Origin of the sequence: Erythrobacter sp. SDW2 (assembly GCF_021431965.1) — a bacterium.
Lineage (GTDB): Bacteria > Pseudomonadota > Alphaproteobacteria > Sphingomonadales > Sphingomonadaceae > Parerythrobacter.
Genome location: NZ_CP090370.1, coordinates 918031 through 931506, shown reverse-complemented (window position 1 = coordinate 931506; position 13476 = coordinate 918031). Strand labels below are relative to the sequence as shown.

The 13476-nt window shown below is 64.4% G+C and carries 12 protein-coding genes; 6 read left to right on the top strand and 6 right to left on the bottom strand.

Going from position 1 to position 13476, the window contains the following annotated elements:
• Positions 1-29: 29 nt before the first annotated feature.
• Positions 30-2036, bottom strand: coding sequence for a TonB-dependent receptor (locus LY632_RS04555; protein WP_234092622.1), 2007 nt, complete (start codon positions 2034-2036; stop codon positions 30-32).
• 112 nt (positions 2037-2148) lie between these two features.
• Here LY632_RS04555 and LY632_RS04550 point away from each other — a divergent pair, with 112 nt between their 5' ends.
• From LY632_RS04550 to LY632_RS04535, 4 genes are all read left to right on the top strand, one after another.
• Positions 2149-3657, top strand: coding sequence for an NAD(P)/FAD-dependent oxidoreductase (locus LY632_RS04550; protein ID WP_234092621.1), 1509 nt, complete (start codon positions 2149-2151; stop codon positions 3655-3657).
• A 32-nt stretch (positions 3658-3689) separates the two neighbouring features.
• On the top strand, positions 3690-4457 hold the full coding sequence (locus LY632_RS04545; protein WP_234092620.1) for a molybdopterin-binding protein: 768 nt from the start codon (positions 3690-3692) through the stop codon (positions 4455-4457).
• Positions 4458-4566: 109 nt separating this feature from the next.
• A complete protein-coding gene (locus LY632_RS04540) occupies positions 4567-5643 on the top strand; it encodes a hypothetical protein (RefSeq protein WP_234092619.1) in 1077 nt (358 codons plus the stop codon).
• Positions 5644-5722: 79 nt separating this feature from the next.
• Positions 5723-6637 carry a GNAT family N-acetyltransferase gene (locus LY632_RS04535; RefSeq protein WP_234092618.1) on the top strand — a complete coding sequence of 305 codons (915 nt, stop codon included), beginning with the start codon at positions 5723-5725 and terminating at the stop codon, positions 6635-6637.
• Positions 6638-6700: 63 nt separating this feature from the next.
• Here LY632_RS04535 and rplA read toward each other — a convergent pair whose 3' ends face one another.
• Both rplA and rplK read right to left on the bottom strand, forming a co-directional pair.
• Positions 6701-7399: a 50S ribosomal protein L1 gene (gene rplA, locus LY632_RS04530; protein WP_234092617.1), complete on the bottom strand. Its 699-nt coding sequence runs from the start codon at positions 7397-7399 to the stop codon at positions 6701-6703.
• A 4-nt stretch (positions 7400-7403) separates the two neighbouring features.
• Positions 7404-7835, bottom strand: coding sequence for a 50S ribosomal protein L11 (rplK, locus tag LY632_RS04525; RefSeq protein WP_234092616.1), 432 nt, complete (start codon positions 7833-7835; stop codon positions 7404-7406).
• 263 nt (positions 7836-8098) lie between these two features.
• Here rplK and LY632_RS04520 point away from each other — a divergent pair, with 263 nt between their 5' ends.
• Positions 8099-8806: a hypothetical protein gene (locus LY632_RS04520; protein WP_234092615.1), complete on the top strand. Its 708-nt coding sequence runs from the start codon at positions 8099-8101 to the stop codon at positions 8804-8806.
• Between the two features lie 30 nt (positions 8807-8836).
• On the opposite strand, the gene LY632_RS04515 is transcribed toward LY632_RS04520, so the two are convergent.
• From LY632_RS04515 to secE, 3 genes are all read right to left on the bottom strand, one after another.
• Positions 8837-10630, bottom strand: coding sequence for a methyl-accepting chemotaxis protein (locus tag LY632_RS04515; protein ID WP_234092614.1), 1794 nt, complete (start codon positions 10628-10630; stop codon positions 8837-8839).
• A gap of 203 nt (positions 10631-10833) precedes the next feature.
• A complete protein-coding gene (gene nusG / locus LY632_RS04510) occupies positions 10834-11370 on the bottom strand; it encodes a transcription termination/antitermination protein NusG (RefSeq protein WP_234092613.1) in 537 nt (178 codons plus the stop codon).
• Between the two features lie 55 nt (positions 11371-11425).
• On the bottom strand, positions 11426-11638 hold the full coding sequence (gene secE / locus LY632_RS04505; RefSeq protein WP_234092612.1) for a preprotein translocase subunit SecE: 213 nt from the start codon (positions 11636-11638) through the stop codon (positions 11426-11428).
• Positions 11639-11877: 239 nt separating this feature from the next.
• Between secE and LY632_RS04500 the strand changes: the two genes are divergently transcribed.
• The gene (locus LY632_RS04500) at positions 11878-13395 is read left to right on the top strand and encodes a sodium:alanine symporter family protein (RefSeq protein WP_234092611.1); all 1518 of its coding nucleotides are present in this window, start codon (positions 11878-11880) and stop codon (positions 13393-13395) included.
• The last annotated feature ends 81 nt before the right edge of the window (positions 13396-13476 follow it).

The window sequence follows — 13476 nt, the reverse complement described above, 5'->3', positions numbered from 1 at the left end:
CCGGTCCGCTGCTTGAGGCCGCCCACCTTCTAGAACCCGAATCTCAACCCGCCCCAAATCGTTCTCGGAGCGCCGAGATCGACACTGCCTCCGGCGTTGCGGGTAACAATGGTCTCATCGGTCAGGTTTTCGGCCCGCAGCACCAGCACCAGCTTGCCCGTCAGCGGGACCTGCGCATAGGCGCCGACGGTAGTCGCGGCAGGCAGTACGTCGGTTTCAAGGTCATCCTCGAACTGCGCGCCGACATGCCGCAGGGTCAGCGCGAACAGGCCGCCGTCGAAGGGTTTCCATCCCACCGTCGCCGCAGCGGCCCAGCGCGGGGTTTGCGCGGGACGGTTGCCGTCGAGCGCCAGCGAGGCGCCGGAACCCTGCACTTCGGCCGCGGTATAGGCGAGCGTGCCGTCGAAACTGAACTGGCCGCGCGTGATCCGCGCGCCCAGTTCCAGCCCCTGCGCCTCGATCGCGGGCAGGTTCTGCCGCTGGCGCAGCGTCGGGGTCAGGGTGACATTGGCGATGGCGTCCTTGACCCGGTTATCGAAGGCGGTGAGCGAGAATGCGACGCCCTCTGCCGGTCTCCAGTCAATCCCGGCCTCGAAGCCCTCCAGTCGTTCCACCCGCAGCCCGGCATTCGCCTGTGTGGTCACCGGAAACACCACGAACGGGCGGTACAATTCATTCAACGTGGGTAGCCGCAGCCCGCTGTAGCCGGCCGCCCTGAGCGACAGCGTATCGCTGGCCCGATAGAGCGCCCCGGCCCGCCAGGTCACGGTCCAGTCGGTCTGGTCGGCAAAGCGGTTGTCGATGGTCGGTGTGCCCGCCGGGGTGGTCTCCAGGAAGAACCCGTCGGTGATCGCTGTGCGGTCGGCGCGGACCCCGCCGGTCAGAACCAGCCGCCCCAAGGTCCAGTCGTCCTCGAGGAAAATTCCGAGATCGCTGGTTGCCCCGCCCGCGCGGCGACGGGCTGTCACTTGCCCGGTGAAGGCGCTGATCGCCTGTTCCTGCATCTCGCCATCGGACCGGCGGTAATCGATGCCCAGGCGCAGGACATGGTCCTCGCCGACGGGGGGCCGCAGTTCGAGCTTGCCGCCGATCCCGGTGGCAGGCGTATTGCTCTGGTCGAGCACGGGGACGAAGCGGGTCGCGCTGACCACCACATTGGTGAAATTGCGCGCCTGGACATAGGCCAGCGCGTCGACCTGCCAAGACCCGCGGCTGATAATACGGAGGCTGGCATCCTGCCCGCTGGCGCTGCTGTCGGCCCCGTCGAAGCGCAAGGTTCGGCGGTCATCGAAAGCCAGAAGGCGCGCCTGCAGTTCAAGTGTCTCGTTGAGCGGCGCAACCGCGCGCACTTGCCCTGCAATGCTGTCGAACGCCGCAGGCACGCTGGCGGCGACCCGCTGATCCGCCGGCGTGGTCCGGAAACCGTCGCCGCGATCCCAGCGGCCGCTGGCGGTGACGTACCCCCGCCCCAGCCGGGCGGCGACGCCCGCGCTCGCTTCGGTCTCACCCCGGTCATTGACCAGTGCCGACGCCGTGACAGCACCGAGCGTGTCGATATCCGCACTCGTCAGAGCAATCGTCCCTGCCAGCGCACCCGCACCGAACGGTCCCGAGCCACCGCCACGGGTGACGCGGATGCTGCCGACCTGTTCAGGCACCAGTGCGGCGAAGGGGATGTAGCCGAAGAAGGGATCGCCCATCGGTACGCCGTCGAGCGTTACCAGCGCCCGGCTCGAAGCATTGCCGCCGAGCGCCCGCAGCGTCACACCCTGCGCGCTAGGGTTGGACGAGCGGCTGTCGGAGCGGCGGAACTGCTGGAACCCCGCAACTGCGCCCAGCGCTTCCTCGATCCGGCCCGAAGGCACAGTGACGATCGCCTCGCGGTCGATCTCGCGCACCGAATAGGCCGGTTCCGCAGGTGTGTCGGGCAGGCCCTCGCCCACCACCACGATCTGTTCGCCCTCGCCACTCGCCTGGGCAAGAGCGGGTGTGGCAAGCGTCAGGGCGATCAGCGGCAGCGGTCGAAGGCAAGTCATGCGCGCAGCCCTTAGCGACACAAAGCTGCGCCGTCAGCATCCCTCTCGCAAGACTCGCAAACCGCCCCCAGATGTGCTTAACGGGAATCCGTTGCAGGAGAGGACTTAATTCATGAGTGATGTGCAGACCGATTTCGACGTACTGATCGTCGGTGCCGGCATTTCCGGGATCGGTATGGCCGCGCATATGGAAATGCACTGCCCCGATCACAGCTATGCCATCGTCGAGATGCGCGACAACCTCGGCGGCACCTGGGACCTGTTCCGCTATCCCGGCATCCGTTCGGACAGCGACATGCACACTTTGGGCTTCGTGTTCGAGCCGTGGAAGCACGAGAAGTCGATCGCCGATGCGCCCGCCATCCTCGCCTATCTCAACCGCATCGTCGACGAGCGCGGCATCCGCCAGCACATCCGCACCGGCCACCGTGTCCTCAGCGCCGATTTCGACCGCTCGACCGCCCGCTGGACTGTCACCGTCCAGCTCAAGGATGGCGAGAAGAAGCGGCTGACCGCGAACTTCCTCTACCTCGGCTCGGGCTATTACGATTACGACGAGCCCTATGACGCGGGTTTCCAGACCGGCGCGTTCAAGGGGCAGGTGATCCATCCGCAGTTCTGGCCGGAAGAACTCGACTATGCCGGCAAGAAGGTGGTGGTGATCGGCTCGGGCGCGACTGCCGTCACCATCGTCCCCTCGATGGCGGACAAGGCGGCGCATGTGACCATGCTCCAGCGCACCCCGACCTGGATGTTCAGCCGCCCGGCCAAGGATGGCTTGGCCAACTTCCTGCGCAAGATCCTGCCCGAGAAACTGGCCTACAGGATCACCCGCTGGAAGAACATCAAGCTGCAGGACGTCGCCTTCAAGATGGCCCGCAACAAGCCGGAGAAGGTCAAGGCCAACCTCCACAAGCGGATCGAGAAGGCGCTGGGCAAGGACTTCGACCGCGCTGCCTTCACCCCGCCCTACGACCCGTGGGACCAGCGCCTGTGCCTGGTGCCGGACAGCGACCTGTTCGAAGCGATGAAGGCGGGCAAGGCCAGCGTGAAGACGGGCAAGATTGCCCGCTTCGTCGAGAGCGGCATCGAGCTCGACAATGGCGAGCTGCTGGAAGCCGATATCATCGTCACCGCCACCGGGCTGAAGCTGGCAGTGGCGGGCAAGATCGCGGTCTCGGTCGAGGGCGAGCAGGTCGATTGGGCCAAGCGGTTCTATTACAAGGGCTGCATGTTCTCGAACCTGCCCAATCTGGCGGTGGTTTTCGGCTATCTCAACGCCAGCTGGACGCTGCGGGCGGACATCAATTCCGACTATGTCTGCCGCGTGCTGAACCGGATGAAGCAGACCGGCACGCAGATCGCCGAACCGGTGCTGACACCGGAAGCCGAAGCGGCGATCGAGGAAGACGACATCTTCGATTTCTCGAGCGGCTATATCCAGCGCGGCAAACACATCATGCCGCGCAACTCGGTGGCCTACCCCTGGCGGCTCAACCAGGAATATGTGCTCGACCGCAAACGGATGGTGGAGGACCCGGTCGACGACGGCGTACTCGCCTTCCGCCGCGCCGGAGCCAACGGGCGCAGCGAAGAGGAGATGCTCGAAGCGGCGGAGTAGCGCTGCCGCTCCACTTCGCTTAGGCAAGCGGCATGAGCACGAATCCCGAACGCATCTATACCGCAGGGCTTGTCGTCATCGGCGACGAGATCCTGTCGGGCCGCACCCATGACAAGAACATCGCCCAGGTCGCGAGCTGGTTGCAGGTGCAAGGCATTCGCCTCGCCGAAGTGCGGGTCGTGCCCGATGTGATGGAAAAGATCGTCGCGGCGGTGAATGCGCTCAGGGCGGAGAACGATTACCTCTTCACCACCGGCGGGATTGGCCCGACCCATGACGACATCACCGTCGATGCGGTGGCCGAGGCTTTGGGCCTCGGCGTGGAAGTGCATCCCGATGCGCGGGCGATCCTCGAACGCTATTACACCAGCCGCGGTCTCGAACTGACCGAAGCCCGCCTGCGCATGGCCCGCGCGCCTGCCGGGGCGGAGTTGATTCCCAACCGCATGTCGGGTGCGCCGGGGATCAGGATCGGCAATATCTTCCTGATGGCCGGAGTCCCCCACATCACCGCCGGGATGCTGGACGCGTTGACCGGCACGCTCGAAGGCGGAATGCCGCTCAAGAGCGAAACCATCGGCTGCTGGACCGCCGAAAGCGAGGTCGCGGATATCCTGCGCAAGGCCGAGCAGGATCACGAGGGTTGCCAGATCGGCAGCTACCCCTTCTTCCGCGAGGGGAAGGTTGGGGCCAACTTCGTCATCCGCTCGACCGATGCCGAAGCGCTGGCCGACTGCGCGCGAGACCTGACCCGGGCACTGGAGGACCGCGGAAACCCCTGCATCGCCGGGGGGATCTAGGGCCTTTTCCGCACCGTTTTGCCTCGCCATGAGACAGCCCGACGCCGGGCTTACCTCACCTTAACCCCTCCATGTTACATCTTGTGGCGGTGGCTCGGAAGAGCCGAGCGTGACCGAAGGGGTAAGGCCTGGACGGCCCGACATGGCGATGACGACTGTCTATCTGACGATCGATACCGAATATGCCTCGAGCCTGCCCGGTGCGCGTGGTCCGGGCACGCGGGCGGAGAACTACCGCCGCTCGATCCTGTGCGATACGCCGTCCGGCCCGGTCGGCATCATCCACCAGATGGAGGTAATGGACCGGTGCGGTCTGAAAGGGGTCTTCTTCGTCGATCCCATGCCGGCCCTGCTCTGGGGTGTCGCCGCCATCGAGGATGTGGTCGGACCGATCCTTGCCCGGGGTCACGACGTGCAGTTGCATTGCCACACCGAATGGCTGGCACGCGTAGCCAACAGCGCGCTGCACCATCGCATCGCGGACGGCGCGACAGGCCGCAACATCGGCGACTTCCCGTTCGAGACGCAGTGCCGCATCCTCGACTGGGCCTACGAGACACTGTGCGCGGCAGGGGCGCCCGCTCCGATCGCGTTCCGGGCAGGCAATTACGGCGCCAATGACGACACCCTGCGCGCTCTGGCGGAGATTGGCATTGCTTACGATACCAGCCATTCCCCCGCGCTCGCGGGCAAGGGCGACTGCACGATTTCGTTGGGGGCGGATGTCCGCCAGCCCATCGCGCATCATGGCGTCATCGAAGTGCCGATCGCCAGTATCGAGGATTTCGGTGGCGGGTTGCGGCACGGGCAGATCACCGCGCTCGCCCTGCCCGAACTGCTAGCGATCGTCAGGAACGCGCTGGATCACGATATCGCCTCGGTAACACTGGTCTCGCATAGCTTCGAACTGGTCAGCCGCGACCGCACGCGCCGCAACCGGATGGTCGCCAGTCGGTTCGAGAAGTTCTGCGAGCAGCTCGCGGCGATGCCCGGCTGCACAGCGGCAACCTATACCGAGCGCCCCCCGGCCGAAGCGGGAACAGCAGATGCCCCGGTGGCCGAGTTCGATCCGGTTACCGGCAGCACGCGGTTGATCGAACAGGCGGTTTCCAACGTGCTCTATGCCAGCAACATTCCCCTGCGGACCAAGCAGGTCGCAACCGCCACCATGGGCATGCTGCTATGACGGCCGCAACCGCCGCCGATGGGCGTGCAAGCATGCGAGTGGCAGTTCCCCGATACACTCCAAGGCGCGCCGCAGACCTGTGACAGCGTTGCCGACCCCGATCCACTTCACGCTCGGCTCGCGCCGACTGCTGTCGGTCCCGCGCCGGTTGGTGCCACTGGTGTTCAGCCTCGAAGATGTCCTGCACGCCAGGATGAGATCGCCGCCGATCGGAGAGGAACAGTCCGACGGGCTTCGGGTGCTGTCAGCGCCGCTGTCCATGGTGGACGAGATTGCCCGGCGCTTCCCGGATCATGTCATCGGGGGACGGCAGGACTATCGCCGCTATTACATCGACATGGCGGGCGGTTATGACGAATACCTCGGCCGCTTCTCCGGCAAGACCCGTTCAACCCTGCGGCGCAAACAGCGCAGGCTGGCGGACGAGATCGGCGGCACGTTGGGCGTAACCGAACACCGGACCCCGGCCGAAGTCGAGGCTTTCCTCGAACAAGCGCTGCCGCTCTCGGCGTTGACCTATCAAGCGCGGCTGCTCGACGCGGGCCTGCCAGACGATCCCGCCAGCCACCACACCATGCTCGAGCGGGCCGAACAAGGCCGCATGCGCTGCTTCCTGCTCAAGGCACGGGGGCACGCGATCGCCTATCTTGCGCTGCCGGTCGAAGGCGAAACGCTGGTCTATGCCCATCTCGGCTACCACCCCGATTGGGCCCGGCTATCGCCAGGCACTGTGCTGCAAATGGAAGCGCTCGAACGCCTGTTCGCCGAACAATGCGTCCGCTGGTTCGACTTCACCGAGGGCGAAGGCGCGCACAAGGCGATGTTCGGCACCGACCATGTCGAATGTGCCAGCTTCCTGCTGCTCAAGGGTGATGCGTTCAACCGCCTTCTGCTCGGCTCGCTGGCGGCATTCGACGGTTCGGTCGCAGCGGCGAAGGCATTCGCCGAGAAGAGCGGCACGCTGGCGCGCGCGCGGAAACTTCTGCGCAGCTGACCAACAAAAGGGCCGGAGGTTCGCACCCCCGGCCCCGTACCTGTTTCACTAGGAAGTGAAGGCTTAAGCGCCTTCCACCTCAGCCAGGTCCACCTTCAGGCCCGGACCCATCGACGAGGTCAGGGTGACCTTGCGGACGTACTTGCCCTTCGAGCCCGAGGGCTTGGCCTTGACGACAGCGTCGGTCAGGGCGGCGAAGTTCTTCTTCAGATCTTCGTCCTTGAACGACAGCTTGCCGATGCCGCTGTGGATGATGCCCTGCTTCTCGACGCGGAATTCGACCTGGCCGGCCTTGGCATCCTTGACTGCCTGCTCGACGTTCGGGGTCACCGTGCCGAGCTTGGGGTTCGGCATCAGGCCCTTCGGACCCAGCACCTTGCCGAGACGGCCGACGACGCCCATCATGTCCGGCGTGGCGATGACGCGGTCGTAATCGAGATTGCCGGCCTGCATGTCTTCCATCAGGTCTTCGGCCCCGACCTTGTCGGCTCCGGCGGCCAGCGCCTTGTCGGCATTGTCGCCACGGGCGAACACGGCGACGCGGACGTCCTTGCCGGTACCGGCCGGGAGCGACACCATGCCGCGGACCATCTGGTCGGCGTGACGCGGGTCGACGCCCAGGTTCATCGCCACTTCGACGGTTTCGTCGAACTTCTTCGACGCATATTCGCGCAGCGTGCTGAGCGCTTCGTCGACGGTGTAGAGCTTTTCGCCATCCAGCTTTTCGGCCAGCAGCTTCGCCTTCTTGGTTACGGTTGCCATGATCTTAGCCCTCCACCACGCTGAGGCCCATCGAGCGGCACGAGCCTTCGATGATCTTCATGGCCTGGTCGATATCGTTGGCGTTGAGATCCGCCATCTTCAGTTCGGCGATTTCCTTCAGCTGGCCCTGGGTGATGGTCCCGGCCGAAACCTTGCCCGGCTCCTTCGAGCCCGACTTGAGCTTGGCGACCTTCTTGATCAGGTAGGTGGCCGAAGGCTGCTTGGTGATGAAGGTGAACGAACGGTCCGCATAGACGGTGATCACGGTCGGGATCGGCGCGCCCTTTTCGAGGCTGTCGGTCGCGGCGTTGAAGGCCTTGCAGAATTCCATGATGTTCACGCCGCGCTGGCCGAGTGCCGGCCCGAGCGGAGGCGAGGGATTGGCGGTGCCGGCAGGCACCATCAGCTTGATATAGCCGTCGATCTTCTTGGCCATGGGGCCACTCCTTTTCTCACTTTTGCTGCGCCTGTTGCCAGCCGCAGCTCATGGTAAGCGGTCAGCGGCCCGGAGCCCGAGCCTCCCGCGTGGGTTTCCCGATCGATGTCAGGGAAGGCGCGCGCATAGCGAAATGCGCGGGGAATGCAAGGGGTTTGCGGGTCGTCCATCAGGCCGGCAACTGCCCGGAGCAGCGACTTCTTCGCAATAGTCACGATCGGTGATACGATGAGACTGCAATTGCGCGGTGGGAGGCAACAATAATGCATTCAGCAGCAGCGCGGATCGGCGGCCTGGTTGTCGGCCTGTTCATCATCGTATTGGGCTTTTCGCTGTTGACACAGGAGGCTGGACTGGACGGTTCGGCCCGGACCAAGGCGTTAGTTTACGCCCTAACTGCCTTGGGAATCGGCGTTACTGCAGCAAGTCTGTTGCCCAACTCGCTCAACATTAGCGGAGAAAAGTTCAAACCGCTTGGCGCCAGTTTCCCGGCCACGGGCGGGGCCGCCTTCTTCGTCGCGACGCTGATCTTCCTGTTCTACACCGAGGACAGCGAGCCGGCTCAAGGCAAGGAGGATGGGGTTATCGAGGGGCGTGAACAGGCCGGCGGCAGCAAGGACGGGCCCGAATCCGCGCCAGGCCCAAGCACCGTGGCATCCTTAACACCTGCGCCCGCGCAGACGAGCGACCCCGCTCCCCAACCCGTGCCGCAACAGGCTCCACAACAACTGGCCGCCATGCGGCCGGGCCTGCTGCCCAATCCCTATGGGCCGGTGCCAACGAATACCAGCGGCATCACGCGGGTGAGAACCTATTGCAGCGACTGTTGCCCCGGTGGACCGATAGGATGCGGGCAGGTCGGTGGAGCGCAATCCTACGATGTCGACGAGGCGGAACTGGCGGCCTACGGCATGTGCCTGCAAAATGGCGGCGGGGAAGCGGCCTGCCTTTTCAACCTCGAGCAGTTCTGACCACCGCGCGCGAAGGCACGCAGGGGCTGTCTATCCCGCCCGGATACTCGCGAGGAAGCCTTCGACTTCGCCGCGCAGGTCTTCGGCCTGCTGTTCCAGTTCGGTCGACGAGGCCAGCACCTGGCTTGCCGCCGCACCAGTCGATAGCGACAGTTCGCGCACATCCTCGATATGGGTGGTGACCGAATTGGTCGCACGTGCGGCCATGTCGATACTGCGCGCTAGATCCTGCCCCGCGACAGACTGCTGGTCGACCGCACTGGCGATGGAGATTGCCGTCGATTCGAGCTGGCCGATCTGGTCGGCGATCCGGCGCAGGGCCTTGACGCTGGCGCCGGTCGAATCCTGGATGGCGGCAATCTTGCCGGCCACTTTCTCGGTTGCCTGGCTGGTCTGGGTCGCCAGTTCCTTCACTTCCGAGGCGACGACGGCAAAGCCGCGACCGGCTTCCCCGCCGCGCGCCGCCTCGATCGACGCGTTGAGTGCCAGCAGGTTGGTCCGCTGGGCGATGGACTGGATCATGTCGACGATCTGGCCGATTTCCTCGGCCGATACGGACAGGGCCGAAATGGTTGCGTCGGCTTCCGCGGCCGTTCCCGTGGCTTCGCGTGCCAGTTCCGCCGAATCGGCAGCCTGGCGGCTGATCTCGCCAATCGACATGGCGAATTCGTCACTCGCGGCCGCGGCGGCATTGGCACCGGCATTGGCCTCGGCCATCGAGTGAACGACTTGCGCGGTCTGGCGGGTCGATTCCTCGGCAGCACCTGCCATCGCCCCTGCGGTGCCCTTGAGCTGGCTCGAAGCTGCGGCGACCCCGCTGACAACGTCGCCCACGGTGCGCTCGAACTGGTCGGCCAGTTCGACCAGCACCCGGCGCTGTTCGGCGCGGGCGCGTTCCTGCTGCTCGACTTCTGCCTTGGCGCGCTCGGCGCGTTCGGCGGCCCATTGTTCCAGGCGGATGTTGGCCTTCTTGAACAGGGCGATGGCGCGCAGCATTTCGCCGACTTCGTCACGGCGCTCGATACCGTCGATTTCGAAATGACGGTCGCCCTTTGCAAGGCGCGTCATCCCACTGGTGATTTCGCCGATCTTGGCGGCATACTGGCGGGACAGGGCACGGAAACCGATGACCAGGATCACCCCGGCGAGCACCGCCGCAACCACCAGTGCGGTCATCAGCGTGTAAAAATAGGAGAGGCTCGCTTCGTCCATCGATCGGGCGCTGGCGACGAGGCTGGTCTCGAAAGCATCGGTTTGCTTGTAAAGCGCATCGCCCTGCGCGGAGAGTTCGAACGCGAGGTCGCTCGACCGTTTGCTCGCCCCTTCGCGCGCGATATTGGCGACAAGCTCGTCGAACTTGGCTTCGTAGGAAGCGAATGCGGCCTCCATTTGCTCAAGCTGCGCCGATGAGTCGGGCAGATGCTCGATCACCACCGCTTCGATGGCGGCGAGCTCGTCCTCCGCCTTGGCGTAGACCTCCTTCTGGCGGTCCAGCACGCCTTTCTCTCGCGCAAATATGAAGCGCACCGCATTGTAACGGAACTCGCCGGTGGTGCTGCGCAGGTCGGCCGAGGCCTTGACCGCACCCTGCACTTCGCCCGAAGCCATCGAGCGCGTGTACAGGACTGACATCCCCAGCCCCAGTACCACCGCCATGATCACGAAGATGGCCAGAAAGCTGCCGAACACGGCGGCGAGCTTGCGCGACAGGGGCAGGTTGCCGAACCAGGCATTGAAGCCGGCGAACCCGTGGGCCGCCGGAGCCGCTTCCTCCACATGCACTTCAGCCTGAAGCTGGCGGGCAACGTCTTCGATGGTACTCATACTGGACCCCTCGCAAGGGTAGCACAAGGGATCCAATCAGCCCCTGCCCACCCGACGGCGAAGCCATATGTTACATTCCTAAATATTGCCTAAAGCCGGTATTTACTGTGATCGCGAGAATGAACTCATGATCCGCCCCGCAGCGCAACGCAAAAAGCCCGCCGGCTTCCCGGCGGGCTTTTCCAAAACGCTGTCTTGCGGGTTTACTTGACCAGTTCGACCTGTTCGAAGTCGAGCTCGACCGGGGTGGCGCGGCCGAAGATCGAGACCGAGACCTTGACCTTGGCCTTGTCGAAATCGAGCTCTTCCACCACGCCGTTGAAGCTGGCGAAGGGGCCGTCGAGCACCTTGACGCTGTCGCCGATTTCGTAATCGACGCTGATGTCGCGCTTGGGCGCGGCCTTGGCTTCCTCGACACCGCCGAAATAGCGCGCGGCCTCACGCTCGCTGATCGGCTGCGGCTTGTTGTTGTTGCCGAGGAAGCCGGTCACTTTCGGCGTGTTCTTGACCAGGTGATAGACATCATCGGTCATCTTGAGCTTGGCCAGGACATAGCCGGGCATGAACTTGCGCTCGACCTGCACCTTCTTGCCGCGCTTCACCTCGGTCACCGTCTCGGTGGGGACCTGAACGTCCTCGACCGCTTCCGACAGGCCCAGGCGCTCGGCTTCGGCGATGATCGCGTCACGCACCTTGTTCTCGAAGCCCGAATAGGCGTGGATGATGTACCAGCGTGCCATCAGTATTCCCGTATCTTGGAGTAACGCAAAGGAGCCGCGGATCTGGCCCCGAAAATCAAGCGAGAGTCATCAGCCAGTTGACGATCGCGCTGAAGACCGAATCGATCCCGAGGAAGAACAGCGACAGGACCACGACCAGCAGGCCGACGAACATCGCCGTACGGACGGTTTCCTCGCGGGTCGGCCAGACGACCTTGGAAGTTTCGCTGCGTACCTGACGAATGAATTCGCCGGGGGAGGTTTTCTTCTTCGTGGTTTCTTCGGCCATGGCCGCTCTCGCTCGCAAAAGTGTTCCTTGCCTTCCGGGTAGGGCTCATCGCCGCCCCGGACAGGTCCGGGAGGGGCAAGTGAGTCTCCGATGTCGGGAGGCCCGACCGCATCTAGTGGCGACGCACGCCAAAAGCAAGCGGGGTTGCAGCGCTTGCCGCATGCCCCTAGCCTGCGGGGCCTGACGCAGTGGTCCGCCGATCCTGGATCACGTCCACAGAATATCTCAGGGGAGCCTCCATGGCAGCTACCGAAAGCGGCGCGGTCACACTGCTTGACCACGTCACCAATGTTTCAGATTTCATCTGGGTCGGCCTGTGGAACGGAGAGGAAGTCCTTCCCTTTCCACCAATGGTCGTCATCCTGTTAGGCACCGGCCTGTGGATCATGGCCGGCCTGCGGTTCTACCCGATCCTCAAGCTGGGCAGTGCTTTCAAGGGCCTGTTTGCGGGGCGCAAGGGCTCGGGCTCGGGCGAGATTTCGCCCTTCGCGGCGCTGTCGACCGCGCTTTCGGGCCAGGTCGGGACCGGCAACCTTGCCGGGGTCGCCACCGCTATCGCGCTGGGCGGACCGGGGGCGATCTTCTGGATGTGGATCACCGCGCTGATCGGCATGGCGCTGGCCTTTGCCGAAGGTTCGCTCGCCATCCGTTATCGTGAAAAGACCAGTGACGGCGTCTATCGCGGCGGACCGATGAGCTACATCATGATGGGACTGGGGCCAAAGTGGACCTGGCTCGCCATCGTCTTCTGCCTCGGCACGCTATTCAGCGCGCTGGTGACCGGCAACGGCATCCAGGCCAATGCGGTCGCCGACGGGCTCAACGAACTGTTCGGAATCGAGGAATGGCTGGGCGGGCTGATTGTCTCCGTGCTGGTTTTCATCGTCATCATCGGCGGCATCAAGTCGATCGGCAATGTGGCCGAGAAGATCGTGCCCTTCATGGCCGGCGCCTATGTCGTCATGGCGCTGATCGCGATCCTGCTCGATATCCAGGACATCCCGGAAACCTTCGGCCGCATCTTCTACGGCGCCTTCAACCCGCAGGCGGCCAGCGGCGGCTTTGTCGGTGCAGCCATCATCATTGCCATCCGCGCGGGTGTCGCGCGCGGCCTGTTCTCCAACGAGGCCGGCCAGGGCTCTACCCCGATTGCCCACGCCGTGGCGCAGACCGACGATCCGGAACAGCAAGGCCGCATGGCCATGCTCGGCACCTTCATCGATACCATCGTGATCTGCACCATGACCGCGCTGGTGATCCTGACGGTCGAGGGCAATTTCACCGGGGCCGGCCAGCAGGTCACGCATGCCTGGCAGTCCGACTTGCAGGGTTTCGCCATGACCAGCGGCGCCTTTGCCGCCGCGTTCCCGCTGGAGATTGCGAGCATCCCGCTTGGCACTCTGATCGCTTCGATTGCGCTGATCCTGTTCGTCTTCACCACGCTGCTGACGTGGAGCTATTATGGCGAGCGGGCGATCACCTTCATCTACGATCGTGTCCCTGGCTCGACTCGCGGGGGCGAGAAGGCGCTGCACATGATCTGGCGCGTGCTGTGGTGCGTGGCAATCTATGTCGGCTCGACTCAGGACCTGACGCTGATCTGGCGCCTGGGCGACATTTCCAACGCCGCGATGGCCCTGCCCAACCTGCTGGCCCTCGCACTGCTGAGCGGCGTGGTGTTCAAGCTCGCGCAGGGTGACAAGACCGCCGGTCCGACCCACACGGCCGATACGCCCGAAGAACCCAACGAATACTAGACACGAAAGTTCAACACATTGCCGCTAGGGAGCGGCTTCCATCGTAAGGATGGCACCAAGAAGGAAGGGGCGGGATGTCGC

Bases quoted from the DNA above. Each gene is read 5' to 3' on its own strand.
- secE (WP_234092612.1), bottom strand. From the start codon at position 11,638: ATGGCCGAAGAAACCACGAAGAAGAAAACCTCCCCCGGCGAATTCATT.
- LY632_RS04515 (WP_234092614.1), bottom strand. From the start codon at position 10,630: ATGAGTACCATCGAAGACGTTGCCCGCCAGCTTCAGGCTGAAGTGCAT.
- LY632_RS04545 (WP_234092620.1), top strand. From the start codon at position 3,690: ATGAGCACGAATCCCGAACGCATCTATACCGCAGGGCTTGTCGTCATC.
- nusG (WP_234092613.1), bottom strand. From the start codon at position 11,370: ATGGCACGCTGGTACATCATCCACGCCTATTCGGGCTTCGAGAACAAG.
- rplK (WP_234092616.1), bottom strand. From the start codon at position 7,835: ATGGCCAAGAAGATCGACGGCTATATCAAGCTGATGGTGCCTGCCGGC.
- LY632_RS04555 (WP_234092622.1), bottom strand. From the start codon at position 2,036: ATGACTTGCCTTCGACCGCTGCCGCTGATCGCCCTGACGCTTGCCACA.
- LY632_RS04550 (WP_234092621.1), top strand. From the start codon at position 2,149: ATGAGTGATGTGCAGACCGATTTCGACGTACTGATCGTCGGTGCCGGC.
- rplA (WP_234092617.1), bottom strand. From the start codon at position 7,399: ATGGCAACCGTAACCAAGAAGGCGAAGCTGCTGGCCGAAAAGCTGGAT.
- LY632_RS04520 (WP_234092615.1), top strand. From the start codon at position 8,099: ATGCATTCAGCAGCAGCGCGGATCGGCGGCCTGGTTGTCGGCCTGTTC.
- LY632_RS04500 (WP_234092611.1), top strand. From the start codon at position 11,878: ATGGCAGCTACCGAAAGCGGCGCGGTCACACTGCTTGACCACGTCACC.